At 72.5% G+C, this 15,139-nt stretch carries 11 protein-coding genes; 5 read left to right on the forward strand and 6 right to left on the reverse strand.

Annotation, left to right across the window (positions count from 1 at the left end; genetic code table 11):
- Positions 1-99: 99 nt before the first annotated feature.
- Positions 100-2,187, reverse strand: coding sequence for a protein kinase domain-containing protein (locus IEY93_RS38245; RefSeq protein ID WP_203968642.1), 2,088 nt, complete (start codon positions 2,185-2,187; stop codon positions 100-102).
- A 354-nt stretch (positions 2,188-2,541) separates the two neighbouring features.
- Between IEY93_RS38245 and IEY93_RS17600 the strand changes: the two genes are divergently transcribed.
- Complete coding sequence (locus tag IEY93_RS17600) at positions 2,542-3,249, forward strand: TetR/AcrR family transcriptional regulator (RefSeq protein ID WP_189164152.1); 708 nt, start codon at positions 2,542-2,544, stop codon at positions 3,247-3,249.
- 78 nt (positions 3,250-3,327) lie between these two features.
- On the opposite strand, the gene mctP is transcribed toward IEY93_RS17600, so the two are convergent.
- The 3 genes from mctP to IEY93_RS17615 form a co-directional block, all read right to left on the reverse strand.
- Complete coding sequence (gene mctP / locus IEY93_RS17605; protein WP_189164153.1) at positions 3,328-4,935, reverse strand: monocarboxylate uptake permease MctP; 1,608 nt, start codon at positions 4,933-4,935, stop codon at positions 3,328-3,330.
- Positions 4,932-5,162 (reverse strand): DUF3311 domain-containing protein, encoded by a 231-nt coding sequence (locus IEY93_RS17610; protein WP_189164154.1) that lies wholly within the window; start codon positions 5,160-5,162, stop codon positions 4,932-4,934. The genes mctP and IEY93_RS17610 overlap by 4 nt, the downstream gene beginning before the upstream one ends.
- 425 nt (positions 5,163-5,587) lie before the next feature.
- Positions 5,588-7,183, reverse strand: a complete 1,596-nt coding sequence (locus IEY93_RS17615) for a CocE/NonD family hydrolase (RefSeq protein ID WP_189164155.1) — start codon at positions 7,181-7,183, stop codon at positions 5,588-5,590.
- 322 nt (positions 7,184-7,505) lie between these two features.
- Between IEY93_RS17615 and IEY93_RS17620 the strand changes: the two genes are divergently transcribed.
- The 4 genes from IEY93_RS17620 to thyX all read left to right on the forward strand — a co-directional run bounded on the left by IEY93_RS17620 (position 7,506) and on the right by thyX (position 13,111).
- Positions 7,506-9,638 carry an anthranilate synthase component I gene (locus tag IEY93_RS17620; protein WP_189164156.1) on the forward strand — a complete coding sequence of 711 codons (2,133 nt, stop codon included), beginning with the start codon at positions 7,506-7,508 and terminating at the stop codon, positions 9,636-9,638.
- A 256-nt stretch (positions 9,639-9,894) separates the two neighbouring features.
- Positions 9,895-10,830, forward strand: coding sequence for an ABC transporter ATP-binding protein (locus IEY93_RS17625; protein WP_189164157.1), 936 nt, complete (start codon positions 9,895-9,897; stop codon positions 10,828-10,830).
- Positions 10,827-11,579, forward strand: a complete 753-nt coding sequence (locus IEY93_RS17630; RefSeq protein ID WP_189164158.1) for an ABC transporter permease — start codon at positions 10,827-10,829, stop codon at positions 11,577-11,579. The genes IEY93_RS17625 and IEY93_RS17630 overlap by 4 nt, the downstream gene beginning before the upstream one ends.
- Positions 11,580-11,647: 68 nt before the next feature.
- Positions 11,648-13,111, forward strand: a complete 1,464-nt coding sequence (gene thyX, locus IEY93_RS17635; protein ID WP_203968643.1) for an FAD-dependent thymidylate synthase — start codon at positions 11,648-11,650, stop codon at positions 13,109-13,111.
- A gap of 22 nt (positions 13,112-13,133) precedes the next feature.
- Here the strand turns inward: thyX and IEY93_RS17640 are convergent, their stop codons facing one another.
- On the reverse strand, positions 13,134-13,439 hold the full coding sequence (locus IEY93_RS17640) for a ubiquitin family protein (RefSeq protein ID WP_189164160.1): 306 nt from the start codon (positions 13,437-13,439) through the stop codon (positions 13,134-13,136).
- A gap of 168 nt (positions 13,440-13,607) precedes the next feature.
- Complete coding sequence (locus IEY93_RS17645; protein ID WP_189164161.1) at positions 13,608-14,825, reverse strand: globin domain-containing protein; 1,218 nt, start codon at positions 14,823-14,825, stop codon at positions 13,608-13,610.
- Positions 14,826-15,139: the final 314 nt, after the last annotated feature.

Below are 15,139 nucleotides of genomic sequence, written 5' to 3' on the forward strand. Positions count from 1 at the left end.
TCCGATGGCCCACGCGGTGCCGTGCGGGCTCGACGGCGGGCCGCGCGACCCTCGTACCTGGCGGCTGTGCGGTCCCTTCGGGTATCGCGGGGCGGGGGGTCAGGTCAGGGGACGGAAGTACGGGCCTTGGACCTTCTCGGCCATGACGGCGCCGACGCAGCGGTAGACCCGGACGCCCTGCTCGAACGCCTGCGGGCTGGGCGGCAGCGCCTCCACCAGCCACCTGGTGGCCTCGACCGACCTGGCCTCGCCGATGCGGGAGGCCAGGAGTATTCGCTTGGAGCACAGCCGCTTCACCACCGGGTGGCCCGCCAGGTCGTTCCGGTCGGAGGTCAGGCCGTCGGTGGGCAGCGGGGCGATCGCGAACGTCTCCCAGGTGTGGTCTTCCCTGCAGTCCCGGCGATTGATCGACACCGCCCCGTTGATCACGGTCATGTTGCCCCAGCACTCCGCCTGCCGCACGCACGCGGCCCCGGCGCCGGCGACAGTGGTGGCGGGGCAGGAGGCGGTGGACGTGGGCACCGCGCCGAAGGCCCCGCCGGTACCCGCGGCGGGTGGCGACGCGGGAGAGGAGGATGCGGACCCGGTCGTGCCGGGCGGCGTGCGGGGGTCAGCGGAGCTCGCGGAGCTCGCGGCGGCGGGAGTGTTCGCCGGGACGCCCGAGGAGGTGCCCTGATCGCGGTTCTCGTAGACCATGAGTGCCACGCCGGCGGTCAGCAGCAGCGCGAACACGCCCGCCACCGCCACGTACAGCCCCGTCTGCGCGTGTGACCTGGCCGCCGGAGGCGGCGGGAGCGCCGCCCGTGACCCCCTGCTCCGCGGCCCGGTGCCCTGGCCCGGCCCGCTCCGCCCGCCGGCCCCGTCGCCCGGCGCGTCCATGACATGCGCGCCCGCTCGCCCGCCCGGCCCGCTCCGCCCTCCGTGAGCCGCCCTGCCGTCGTCCCGGGCGTCCATCGGATATCCGCCTGGTCGCGCGCCCGAGGCGTCCCGCGCGCCGTACGGTCCGGGCGAACCGCCGCCTTCGGGGGCGTCCACCGCGTACGCCCCCTGAGGCGCGCCCGAGGTGTCGCGTCCCCCATATGGTCCCGGCATGCCGGTGCCGCCGTCCGGGCCGGTGGCCTCGAACCGCCGGCCACCTGGGCCGGTGAGGTCGAACCGCCGGTCGCCCGGGCCGGTCGCCTCGGCCGCCCTGCCCGGACCGGTGGCCTCCGCGCGGCCGGCCCACGCCGGTCCGCGGCTCCCTGTCCCGCCGCCCGGCCCGCTGTTCGCCGCAAGGCCCCCGCTCCCGCCGGGTCCGGAGGCCGCCGCTGGGAGGGGTGCGGAGGACGGACCGGGCCGGTTGCCGCCGGCGGAGGTCAGGATGCCGGCGGGGATGGCCGCGAGCGCGTCGCGCAGGTCGGCCGCCGACGGGATGCGCGCCCGGGGATCGGTCGCCATGCCCGCGCGCAGCACGGCGGTCAGCTCCCGCGGCACCCCGGCGATCTCCGGGATCGGCAGCCGGTGCAGCGCCATGATCATCGCGATGTTGACCACGCCGTTCTCCGGGAACCGCGGCGGCCTGCCGTTGAGCAGGGCGTACAGCGTGGCCGCGAGCGAGTAGACGTCCCCCGCCGGAGCGGGGGCGGCCAGCTCGAAGGCCTCCGGCGGGCCGAAGGCCGGGGTGAGCGACTCGCGAGTCGCCGACATGTCGCCGTCGGCGTGCGCGGCGGCGGCCAGGCCGAAGTCGGTCAGCGCCACCATGCCGTACCCGTTGATCAGGATGTTGGCCGGTTTGACGTCGCGGTGCAGCACGCCCGCCATGTGCGCGGCGGCCAGCGCGTCGCCGATGCGCACGCCGATGTCCCGCACTTCGGCCGGGGCGAGCGGGCCCTCGGCGCGCAACCGGTCGGCCAGCGACCCGCCGGGGCACAGTTCCAGCACCATGTACGGGCGGCCGTCGGCGAGGACGCCCGCGTCGTACACGTCGGCCACGTGCGGATGCCCTGACAGTGCGCCCGCCGAGCTGACCTCGCGCATGAACCGGCGCTGGTCGCGCTCGGACACCAGCACCCGGTTGTCCACCTTGAGCGCCACCTCGCGGCGTACGGCGAGCTGCCGGGCGCGGTACACGACGCCGAAGCCGCCCTGCCCGAGGATGCCGAGCACCTCGTAGCCCGGCACCTGCGGTGCTCCAGGCTCGGCCACCATCCACCTCCAACGGATCAGAGATCGGCAGACTAGCGGACCGGACCCCTACGTATCCGCGCATAACCCGTCGAAAGGGCCGCCGAGCGGGTGGCCGGCGCTCTCGGCGGACGGGCCGGTGGCCGCCGGGGTGATCCGCGACCGGACGCCCGGTGACACCGGGGTGGACGCGCGGACGCCTGCGCCGCGCGGGTGGAGGGGCGGGTAGGGGGCCATGCGGCGGTGGCAGGGTTCCGGAGCCGCGCGACGTGCCAGGAGAGGGGCGCGTGGAGAGCGAGCGGCGATGCCGGCCGGGTGGCGGCGGGGCGCCCTTTCCGGCGGCGGTAGGCGACGGTGAAGGCGCCCTATGCTGTGCGCATGGCGACCGTGGCGGGCAACGGCGGGCGAGATCCGGACCGGCGCAGGGCGCTGCTCGACGCCGCCGACCGCGTGATCCGGCGCGAGGGCCCGCAGGCGTCGATGGCCGCGATCGCCGTCGAGGCGGGCATCACCAAGCCCATCCTGTACCGCCACTTCGGCGACAAGAGCGGCCTGTATCAGGCGCTGGCCGACCGTCACGTGCGCAGCGTCGTCACCCTGCTGCGGCCGATCTTCACCGAGACGGGCGCCGGCCTCGCCGGCCGGGTCCGGGCCACGGTCGAGGCCTACCTCGACATGATCGCCACCAACCCGGACCTGTACCGCTTCCTGTTCCACCGGGCCGGCGCCGAGGACGGCCGCACCCGGTCGCACATGGCCGCCATCGTCCGGGGCCTTGGGGAGGAGCTCGGCGGCGTGCTCGCCGCCGAGCCCGCGGTGGGCGGCCCGGTGCGCGCTCAGATCCTCGGGCACGCCCTCGTCGGCATGGTCCAGGCCACCGGCGACTGGTGGCTCGAGCACCCCGAGGTGGACCGCGCCCAGGTCGTCGCCACCCTCACCGGCGCCGCCCTCGCCGCCATCTCGGACGGGGGAGCGGCCGGGGGCGCGGAGACCGCGGCAGTCGGCGGCCCCGTGCGGCCCGCAAGCCGCGGCGAGGCCGCGGGACGGGCGCGGCCGGCCCCGCCGGAGTCCGGCGAAGGCCGCTGAGAGCCTCCCGCCCCGGGCGAGTGCTCGCCCGGGGCGGGAGGAGAAGGCCGGGTGGACGGGGCTCGGCGTCGTCCGGTGTCAGTGGGAGCCGGAGAGTTCGACCTCGTGGACCCGGGGGTCGCCCTCGTCGGCGAAGTACTCCGACGGGCGGGTGGCGTCCCGGCCGTCGGCCACCTTGGCCGCGCGGGCGATGAGCGTGCCGGCGACCGCCACCACGACGTTGACCAGCAGCGCCAGGAATCCCGCGTAGATCGTGATCTTGGTGTCCAGACCGAGCTTGGCCAGCGGGAAGGCCGAGCCGCCGAAATGGGCGTGGTTGATGGCCGGGTTGGCGATGTTGTAGAGCATCACCATGCCGGCGGTCATGCCCGCGGCCCAGCCGGCGATCAGGCCGGCCCGGTGGAACCACCGGGTGTACAGGCCGAGGGCGACCGAGGGCAGGGTCTGCAGGATGATCACGCCGCCGATGAGCTGCAGGTCGATGGAGAACTGCGGGTCGATCAGCAGGATGACCAGCACCGCGCCGACCTTCACCACCAGCGAGGCGATCTTGCTGACCGCGGCCTCCTGGGCGTCGGTGGCGTCCCGCTTGATGAACTCCTTGTACACGTTCCGGGTGAACAGGTTGGCCGCCGCGATGGACATGATGGCCGCCGGGACCAGCGCGCCGATGCCGATGGCGGCGTAGGCCACGCCGGCGAACCAGTCGGGGAACATCTGGTCGAACAGTTGCGGCACCACCGTGTTCGCGTCGGCCTTGCCGTTCGCGGTGATCGGCTTGATGCCCGCGGCGATGGCCATGTAGCCGAGCAGCGCGATCAGGCCGAGCAGCAGGCTGTAGGCGGGCAGCGCCGCCATGTTCCGCTTGATCACGCCGCGGTTGCGCGCCGCCAGCACGCCGGTGACGCTGTGCGGGTACAGGAACAGCGCCATCGCCGAGCCGAGGGCGAGCGTGACGTACTGGAGCTGGTTGCCGGCGTTGAGCAGGTACCCGTCGCCCGGCGCCGGAGTGGCCTCGAACTTCTCCTTGGCCGCGCCGAACACCGACTCCCAGCCGCCCAGCCTCGCCGGGATGTAGATGATGGCCACCAGGATCACCACGTAGATGAGGGTGTCCTTGACGAACGCGATCAGCGCGGGCGCGCGCAACCCGGACTGATAGGTGTAGGCCGCCAGGATCGCGAAGGCGATGATCAGCGGCAGGTCGCCGGTGACGCCCATGGTCTTCAGCACGGCCTCGATGCCCACGAGCTGCAGGGCGATGTACGGCATGGTCGCGACCAGGCCGGTGATCGCGATCAGCAGCGCCAGGGTGGGCGAGCCGAACCGGGCGCGTACGAAGTCGGCGGGGGTGACCATCCCGTGCACGTGCGCGACCGACCACAGCCGGATCAGCACCAGGAACACCAGGGGGTAGGTCACGATCGTGTACGGCAGGGCGAAGAAGCCGGTGGCGCCCGCGCCGAACAGCAGGGCGGGCACGGCCACGAAGGTGTAGGCGGTGTAGAGGTCGCCGCCGACCAGGAACCAGGTGACCCACGAGCCGAATTTGCGGCCGCCGAGCCCCCACTCGTCAAGGCTCGCCAGGTTGTCGGGACGGCGCCATCGGGCCGCGACGAAACCCATGCCGCTCACGGCGAGGAACAGGAGGGTGAAGACGACGATCTCGGTGATGTGCTCGCTCATCGCCCGCTCCTCTTCCGGCCCATGCGGTACACGATCGTCGTCGTGGCGACGCCGAGGATGATGAAGGCGAGCTGGAGCCAGTAGAACAACGGGAAGCCGAATAGCCGCGGTTCGTCGGCGTTGTAGAGCGGCGTGATCAGCGGGATCACGATGGGGACGAGCAGCAGCCAGTTCCACGGACTGCGGTCGCGGCGGGCCGGGTCCTGCTCGCTTGGTGGCGTGGTCAACGCGCTCCTCCTAGGGAGAAGTGGGAAGCGTCCGGTGGCCGGCCCCGGGTGGAGCCGGTCATCAGGTCGTCCGGAAGCGTAAGTTCGCGAGCGGCCGGGGCGGCTCACGAATCGCCGAACGGACCTGTTGGCGCGCCGAATGGTGACTGCGAGTCAGGAGGGCCGTCGAGCGGTGGGTTCCGGGACTGGATGGACGGCAGGGAAATGACCGAAATGCAGGTCAAGATGGCAAGACATCCCTGTGTGTCACCGATGGTAGTTCACCGGGTACATGTCCGATCGCCCGCGCCGGAGCGCCCTGCCCGCCCGGTGGTCCGCACCGGGCGCGGAGCGACGGCCTCGCCGCGAAGCCCGGGCGTACCTCCGGGGGACGCCGGCATCATCGAAGGTGGAGCGGGTCAGGGCCCCGGCCGGTCGCGCCGCCGTCAGAGGGGGACGTGCGGGAGCAGGACCGCCGACGGGTGCGCGGGGTCATGGAAGATCTCCTGGTCGGCGACGACCCCGGTGCGGCCGGTGCCCAGCGGCTCGCCCGTGCCGAGGTTGCGGGCCAGCCGGGGGTAGGCCCCGCCGGCCACCTGCACCCGGATGCGATGGCCTCGCGCGAACCGGTGGGCGATCGGCCACAGGTCGACCTCCACCCGGCGGACGCCCTCGGCGTCCGCGGGCGGTGCGCCGGGCACCAGGCGGCGCACGCCCTCGCAGACGTTGAGCGAGGCGCCGTCGGGGTGGACGTCGCAGATCCGGACCACCACGTCGGTGTGCTCGGTCGTGGAACGCAGGTAGATCTCCGCCGACACCGGGCCGATCAGGTCCACGTCCTCGGCCAGCGTCTCGCCGGTGTACACCAGCACGTCCGAGCGGGCCTCCAGTCGCCGGTTGTCGCGGGGGCCGGAGTCGCCGAGCAGGGTCGGCCCGCCGACCACCGGCGTCGGCCGGGCCGGGTCGTAGCGGTAGCGGTCGGGACCGGCGCCCTCGGCGGGGTTGGCCGGCGCCAGCGCGAACCCCGGCTGCAGGTGCCAGCGCCGCCTGCGCATGCCGGGCACCGGCCAGTCGGGGTAGTCGCGCCACTCGCCCGCGCCGGTGACGTACACCCGCACCGGGTGGGTGCGCAGGCCTGAGGTGTCGCCGAGCAGGTGGGCGCGGAACCAGGCCAGCGCGTCGAGGTTGGCGATGCGCCCGTGCCGCACGTCGGCGTGGTGCCAGGGGCCGATGGTGAGGTACGGCCGGCGTCCGGCGGCGCGCATCGCCGCGTAGTCCTTCAGCTGCCAGGGCAGGAAGACGTCGTACCAGCCGCCGGTCATCGTGACCGCCGCGTCGACCTCGCCGACGGTGCCCGAGTAGTCGCGCTTCTTCCAGAACGGCACGGCGGGGTCGGCGTGGTGGGTGAGCACATCCTGGAAGAACGGCAGATGCCGGCCGGCGGCGAGCGTGTCCAGCTCGCCGAGCGGGCGCCCCGACAGCACGGCCCGCTGGGTGCGGCGCGGGGCGAAGAACACCGCCGCGCCGCTGAGCGGCCCGGACATCATCGACGTCAGCGTGCTCCAGCTCAGCGTGGCCTCCAGCGCGAACGAGCCGCCGACGTAGGCGGCGTCGCGGAACTGCGAGGCGGTCACCTGGGTGGCCATGGCCTTCAGGTCGGGCCCGGCGTACGGGGCGATGGCCCACTGGGCGTACCCCAGGTAGCTCGGCCCGTGCATGGCGAAGCTGCCGCCGTACCAGGGCTGGGCGCGCAGCCACTCGACCGTCGCCAGGCCGTCGTCCTGCTCGTCCAGCGGCGACGGCTCACCGCCCGAGCCGAACCCGCCCCGGCAGCTCTGCAGGATCACCTGGAAGCCCTGACGGGCGAAGGCGCGGCCGTAGGCGTAGCCGAACAGCCCGCGCCGGCCGTACGGCGAGCGGATCAGGATGGTCGGCGGGCTGCTCGCGCCGATCGGGACGTACCGGTCGGCGAGCAGCAGGACGCCGTCGGCCATCGGGACCCGCAGGTCCCGGTGCACCGTCACCCGGTACGTCCTGCCCATGCGCGCTCCTCTCGGGGAGATGTACCCCGCGACATGTAAGCGGCGTGTTACTTGCTAGTAACATAATAGTGCTATATGGGACAGAAGCGCTGTTACCCACATCACCCCGCCGCCGGCCCGCGGCGCGCCCACATCCCCGAACGGCTGGCGGCCGGCCTGCGCTGCCGCTAGCATTCCCCCATGCGAACCATTTCACCTGCGCAGTGGTGGCGCCGCTTCTAGGCGGCGCGTGTTTCGCATTTCACCGACGGCCGCCCCGGGAAGAGGCGGCCTTTCCCATTGCCCGCCCGGGGCCATTGAAGATCCAGAAGGGCGAGGCAAGGTGGACACCAGGGGCTATACCACTGCAGGCGGCATCGAGGTCGAGGTCGCGACCGCCGATGTTCCGGAATCGGTGCTGGAGGAGGTCGTCTCCTCGCTGAGCGAGCGCCGCGGCGGCGTGCTCTCCTCGGGCATGGAGTACCCCGGCCGATACAGCCGCTGGCACCTGGCCTACGTCGACCCCGTGCTGGAGATCGTCGCCCGCGGGCGCCGCATCTCGGCGCGCGCCCTGAACGACCGCGGCCGGGTCGTGCTCCCCGCCGTCGCCAGTTGCCTGCTGGCCGCCGGCAAGACCACCACCGAGCCGACCCTCGACCACGTCGAGGTGCACGTCCCCGAGTCCGAGGACATCCTGCCCGAGGAGATGCGCAGCCGCCGCCCCACGGTGTTCACCGCGATCCGCGAGGTGATCGCCGCCTTCGCGGGCGACGACGAGCACCTCGGGCTGTACGGCGCCTTCGGCTACGACCTCGCCTTCCAGTTCGAGCCGATCCGCCAGGCGCTCGAACGCGCCGCCGACCAGCGCGACCTGGTGCTGCACCTGCCCGACCGGGTCATGGTGATCGACCGCAAGCGCGAGACCAGCCGCGAGTACCTCTACGAGTTCACCGTCGACGGCGTCTCCACCCGGGGCCTGCCCCGCGCCGGCGAGACGCTGCCGCTGCCGCCCGCCCCGGCGGCCCTGCCGCCCGACCCGCGGCAGGGCGACTACGCGGTCGTCGTCGAGGCCGCCAAGCAGCGGTTCCGCCGCGGCGACCTGTTCGAGGTGGTCCCCGGCCAGGTCTTCCACGCCCCCTGCCCCGACCCCGCCGCGTTCTACCGGTCCTTGCGGCTGAGCAACCCCGCCCCGTACGAGTTCCTGTTCAACCTGGGGGAGGGCGAGCACCTGGTCGGCGCCTCGCCCGAGATGTACGTCCGGGTGCAGGGCGAACGGGTCGAGACCTGCCCGATCTCCGGGACGATCGCCCGGGGCACCAACCCCGTCGAGGACGCCGAGGCGATCCGCACCCTGCTCAGCTCGGTGAAGGAGGAGTCCGAGCTGACCATGTGCACCGACGTCGACCGCAACGACAAGTCCCGCATCTGCGTCCCCGGCACCGTCCAGGTCATCGGCCGCCGCCAGATCGAGATGTACTCCCGGCTGATCCACACCGTCGACCACATCGAGGGCCGCCTGCGCCCGGAGTTCGACGCGCTGGACGCCTTCCTCACCCACATGTGGGCCGTCACCGTCACCGGCGCGCCCAAGACCTGGGCGATGCAGTTCATCGAGGACCACGAGGCCACCGCCCGCCGCTGGTACGGCGGCGCCGTCGGCTACCTCGGCTTCGACGGGTCGATGAACACCGGCCTCACCCTGCGCACCGCGCAGATCCGCGACGGCGTGGCCACCGTCCGCGCGGGCGCGACACTGCTGTTCGACTCCGACTCCGCCGCCGAGGAGCGCGAGACCGAGCTGAAGGCGAGCGCCCTGCTCGGGGCGCTGGCCGCCGCCGGCTCCGCGCAGGCCCGCCCGGCCGCCCCGCGCCCGGCCGGGCGGGCCGGCGACGGCATGAAGGTCCTGCTGGTGGACCACGAGGACTCCTTCGTCAACACCCTGGCCGACTACTTCCGCCAGCACGGCGCCGACGTCGTCACGCTGCGCCACGGGTTCCCGCTGGCGATGCTGGAGGAGATCGGCCCCGACCTGGTGGTGCTCTCGCCCGGCCCCGGCTGGCCCACCGACTTCGGCTGCGCGGCGCTGATCGACGCGCTGTACGCCCGCGACCTGCCCGTGTTCGGTGTGTGCCTCGGGCTGCAGGCCATGGTCGAGCAGGCGGGCGGCACCCTGTCGCTGCTGGACCATCCCGAGCACGGCAAGCGGGGACGGGTGGCCCGCGTCGGCGACAGCGCCCTGCTCGACGGCCTCCCCGAGGAGTTCACCGCCGCCCGCTACCACTCGCTGCACGCCAAGCGGCCGGGGGTCACCGGGTTCGAGGTCACCGCGCTCACCCCCGACGGCGCCGTCATGGCCATCGAGGACGCCGCCAACCGGCGCTTCGCGGTCCAGTTCCACCCCGAGTCGATCCTCACCGCGGAAGGCGGCGCAGGCGCCCGCGTCGTGGCCAACGTCCTGCGGCTGTGCCGCCGCTGAGCCGGCCGCCGGCGCGGTGAACGGTCGCGGCTGTGCCGGGGTTGGGTAAAGAGCGGGCGATCCCGGCGCCGCCGCCCCGGCACGGCCGTAGAGTCCACAGGCGGCGCGGGCCGGGCGGCCGGGCGGGAGGCCACCCGGCCCGTTCCGGTGCCCCGCGCCCGCCGGTCCTGCCGCCGCATCTGGCGTTCATATCGGTATGGTGGAGATCGTCCGCTTCGGCGGCCCATGACGATCGCGGCGGCCGATAATCGGCACGATGGCTGCCATCGAGATCCGCAACCTGTCCAAGTCGTTCGGCGCCGTCCGGGCGGTGGAGGATGTGTCCTTCGCCGTGGAGGCGGGCGGCGTCACCGGCTTCCTCGGCCCGAACGGAGCCGGCAAGACCACCACGCTGCGCTGCCTGCTCGGCCTGGTCCGGCCCGACTCCGGCGAGGCGCTCGTCGGGGGCCGCAGGTACGCCGACCTGGCCGCCCCGCTGTCGGAGGTCGGCGCGGTGCTGGAGGCGACCAGCTTCCACCCCGGCCGCACCGCCCGCGACCATCTGCGCGTCCTGTGCACCGCCGCCGGGCTGCCCGCCGCGCGGGCCGGCGAGGCGCTCGACCAGGTCGGCCTCGCCGACGTGGCCGGCAAGCGCGTCGCAGGGTTCTCCCTCGGCATGCGCCAGCGGCTGGCCCTGGCGACCGCGCTGCTCGGCCGGCCGAAGATCCTCATCCTGGACGAGCCGGCCAACGGCCTGGACCCGGCCGGCATCCAGTGGCTGCGCGGCTTCCTGCGCCACCTCGCCGACGACCAGGGGTGCGCCGTGCTGGTCTCCAGCCACGTGCTGTCCGAGGTCGAGCAGACCGTGGACGAGGTGGTCATCATCGCCCGGGGCCGGATGATCCGCCAGGGCGCGGTGTCGGCGCTCACCACCGGCGGCGACCGCGGTGTCCGCGTCGCCGCCGCGCAGGCCGAGCGGCTGCGCCCCCGGCTGGAGGCCGCCGGCGCCACCGTCGAGACCGCCGGGCCCGGCGTGCTCCTGGTCCGCGGCGCGGCCCCCGAGACCGTCGGCCAGGCGGCGCTGGACGAGGGCGTCGTGCTGTCGGAACTGGTCAGGGAGCGCTCCGACCTCGAACAGGTCTTCCTGGAACTCACCGGGGAGAGCGCCGCGCCCCCTGCCGCAGCCGAGACCATCCCGGGGGGAACGCCGTGATCGGCCTGGTCCGCGCCGAACTGCAGAAGGTCTTCACCACCCGCATGGTCTGGGGCATGCTCGCGCTGTCGCTCGGCTTCACCCTGATCGGCCTGGTCGTGCTCGGCGTCTTCGCCGGTCAGCAGGGCACCCCGCCGCTCACCGAGCCCGACGGCGCGCTCACCCTCTTCAGCCAGGCGGGCTCCGGGCTGGTGTTCTCCTTCGTGATCGGCACCCTGCTGATCACCGGCGAGTACCGCTTCCAGACCATCACCCACACCTTCCTGGCCACCCCCCGCAGGGAACGCGTGGTCGCCGCCAAGCTCATCGCCTGCGCGGCGGTCGGCGCGATCTTCGGCCTGGCCGGCACGCTGCTGGCCTTCGCCGTCGGCGTCCCGGCGATCCTGATCAGGGGCGGCTCCCTGTCGGTGATCGGCGGCGACGTCGTGCGCCTGTGCGCCGGAGTGGTCGCCGCCATGGCCCTGTACACCATCCTCGGCCTCGCCCTGGGCTCGCTGCTGCGCAACCAGATCGCCGCCATCGTGATCGGCGTCGGCTGGGTGTACGTCCTGGAGAACCTGCTGGTCGTCCTGCTGCCCGGCGTCGGCAAGTGGCTGCCGGGCGGCGCCGCCCAGGCGGTCTACGGCCTCTCCTCGCCGATGGGCGGCGACTACCTGCCCGCCTGGGCGGGCGCCGCGCTGCTGCTCGGCTACGCGCTGCTGTTCGCCGCCATCGCCTCGGCCACCACCATCCGCCGCGACATCACCTGACCCGCCTCGCCGGCCCGCCGCTGCACTACGATGTGGGCGGCCGAGGACCGAGGGGAAGGCGGGCGCGGGTGCGATTTCTCAGCGACGTGACGGTGGAGCTGGTCAGGCACGACGCCGCCGACTCCGACGTGGTGTGGGCCGCCAGGGTCTCCACCGCGGGGGAGAAGTCCCTGGAGGCCGTCGGCCAGGACGCCGAGCGCTCCCAGGGGCTGATCAACTTCCTCATGCGCGACCGGCACGGCAGCCCGTTCGAGCACAACTCGATGACCTTCTTCATCCACGCCCCGATCATGGTCTTCCGCGAGTTCCACCGCCACAGGGTCGGCTGGTGTCTGCCGGGCGATGCGCGGATACCCGTGGGAACGCTGAAGAACGGTGTGACCAAGAAGATCAAGGACATCTATTCGGACTGGCATGAGGGAGTTCGCGACTCGATGGGACGAGTCCGCAAGCTCCCCTCGTGCCGATATCTGAGCACGCGGACCGTAAATCTCGACACCGGCCTCATCGAGTCGGCCCGGATGGTCGACGTATTCAAGAGCGGCGTCAAGCCGATCTTGAGGATCACCACGAGTGGCGGGAAGGTCTTGCGATGTTCGCCGGATCACGCCCTCTTGTCGCGAGGCACGTGGGTTAAGGCGAAGGACCTCGCGCCTGGCGATCTCATCTCCACCCAGGCCACGGTGCCGGTGGGAGAGTACACGGGCGTGCCCCGGCGTCTCCGAGAGGGAATCCAGTTCTGGACGACGCGGATGAAGCCGCAGGTCGTCGGAGCCATCGATGTCTGTCATGTCTGCGGCGGCGTCTTCGACTTCGCCGAGCTCGAAGTAGATCATGTCGTGCCGGTGAGCCGGCAGCTCAAGCTGGCGTTGGACGAGGAGAACCTCGCCCCGATCTGCACTTCCTGCCACGAGGTGAAGTCCGGTCGTGAGGCGTGGGAGGTGGAGCGCCGACCGTCCAGACTCGGCATCCGTGATGAGAAGATCACATCGGTCGTCCAGGATGGCGAGGAGGAGACGTACGACATCTCCATGCCGGAGCCATGGCACAACTTCATCGCGGACGGCGTCGTCGTGCACAACTCCTACAACGAGGAAAGCGGTAGATATCGGGAGCTTCAATCTGATTTCTACATCCCGGGGCGTGAGCGCAAGCTCGTCCAGGAGGGCAAGCCGGGGCGCTACCAGTTCGTCGAGGGCGATGACGAGCAGCACAAACTGGTGGCCGAGGCGATGGAGCGGTCCTACCGGCACTCCTACGAGGCCTACCAGGAGATGCTGGAGGCCGGCGTCGCCCGCGAGGTGGCCCGGGCGGTGCTGCCCGTCGGGCTGTTCTCCTCCATGTACGCCACCTGCAACGCCCGCTCGCTGATGCACTTCCTGTCGCTGCGCACCAAGGACGAGCGCGCCCGCGTGCCGTCGTTCCCGCAGCGCGAGATCGAGATGGTGGCCGAGAAGATGGAGGCGCTGTGGGCCGGGCTGATGCCGCTCACCCACGCGGCCTTCAACGCGGCCGGTCGCGTCGCCCCCTGAGCCCTGCCCGGTCGCCCCGGGCTCACAGGGCCGGCACCACGTAGACCTCGGCTCCCGGGGGCAGCGCGCACGACCGGCCGCCGAGCCGGCGGGCGTTCTCGCCGCACACGAACATGGTGATGTGGCGGCGGATGCCGCCGTGCTCGTCGCACAGCCGCCGCTGGAGGCGGGGATGGGTGCGGCGCAGGGTGTCCAGGGCCGCGCCGAGCGTCGGGTGCCCCTCATCGGAGTCGGCGACCGCGAAGACGCGCACCTCGGTCGCTCCGCTTCCCCAGTGCCCCAGCGCGCTGGGCAGCATGAACGTCACAAGGGTGACCGGGCGGGCCATCGGGGTCAGGGCGCCGCCGGGACGCGGACGAGGGTGGTGCCGGGGGGAGCGGGGGGCAGCGTGCGCATGATCGCCCCTTCCTTTCGCGGTGGCGGGCGCACATCGCCGGTCCCCCGGCCGGCGTGATGGCCCGATCGACAAGCTCGGCCGCTTGAGCGCGGATCGGCATCATCGTGTCACGCCGGGCGGGCGCGCGCCGGACTCCACGGGATTTGGCAGCGAGGTTGGCCGATATGGTCCGCCGATATCCGATCTGCCGGCCCCCGGGCCGGTGGCCGGATCCCGGTGGATCCGCTCGGGCGGCACGCCGTCGTGCCGCAGCCGGCACACGGTCTGCTCCACCATCGCCGGTGGCCCGCAGACGTACACCTCGTGCTCGGCGAAGGAGTGGAAGCGGCCCACCACGTCCGGCAGCAGCCCGTGCATGCCGTCGTGGCCCGGCTCGCCGGAGACCACCGGCAGCACGCGCAGCCAGGGGTACCCGGCCGCCATGCGCAGCAGTTCCGGCAGGTCGTACAGCTCCGCGGCGGTGCGCGCCCCGTACAACAGGTGGATGTTGGGGCGCGCGCCGGAGGCGATCACGTGCTCGATGACGGCCTTGAGCGGGGCCAGGCCGGTGCCGCCCGCCACGCACAGGATGTCGCGCGCACGCGCCTCGTCGTCCTGAGGCGGGGCCATGGTGCCGGCCGGTGGGCCGAGCAGCACCGTGTCGCCGATGCGCGTGTGCGAGACCAGGGCGGTGCTGACCCAGCCGCCGTGCACGGCCCGCACGTGCAGCCGCAGGCTGTTGTCCGGACGTGGCGCGTTGGCGATGGAGTAGGTGCGCCACACCCGCGGCCACCGGGACACCTGGAGGTCCACGTACTGCCCGGGGACGTAGGGCATGGGCAGGCCCGGACGCAGCGTGATCACCGCGATCTCCGGGGTGCGCAGCTCGTGGTCGGTCACCTCGGCCGGCCACCAGGCGGGGGAGGACCCCGCCTCGGCCTCGGCGGCACCGATCATGATGTTGGCCGCGGTCGTGTAGGCGGCCACCCACGCGGTCTCGATCTCGGTGGTCCAGGAGGCCCCGGAGAAACGCCTGATCGTCGCCAGGAGCGCGTTGCCGACGGCCGTGTAGTGCTCGGCCAGCACACCGTACTTGCGATGGCCCCGGCCGAGCTGCCCGAGGTAGGCGTCCAGGCTCCCGGGACTGTCCAGGCTCCACACGATGCGGGCCAGCGCGGCGAAGAGCCGGTCACGCTGCACGTCCATGGCAGGGGGGAACATGCCCCGCAGCTGAGGACTCTCGGCGAACAGGCGGCCGTAGAAGTAGGCGACGGCCTTGCCCATGACGGGCTCGATGAGGGAGAAGCTTTCCTTGATGAGACGCGGATTTAACGACATTTTCTGCTGCCACCCTAATTGACCGGATTTTCGGGATCCGATCTCGTTGTTCCACCTCCCTGGCGTCCGGGTCGTGAGCGCCCGGCGGCCCCGGCGCGTCCGGTCGCTCGGCATGGAGTCTTCCATTCCGTGGTGAGCGGCACCACCGTTTCGCCACAAGATGCCGCGAAAGGGGGCCGTTCGTAATCGGTGCGTGATTGCCGGTAATCGACATCGGTGCCGCGAAAGAGAATGTGAAAAGTAATCGCTTTCACCTTCTCTGGAGTCGTTGCCGGATCGCGGCCACCTCCTGCCCGGCCAGGGAATTCGGGCCC

It is taken from the genome of Sphaerisporangium melleum, from assembly GCF_014646695.1.
In the GTDB taxonomy this organism is placed as follows: domain Bacteria; phylum Actinomycetota; class Actinomycetes; order Streptosporangiales; family Streptosporangiaceae; genus Sphaerisporangium; species Sphaerisporangium melleum.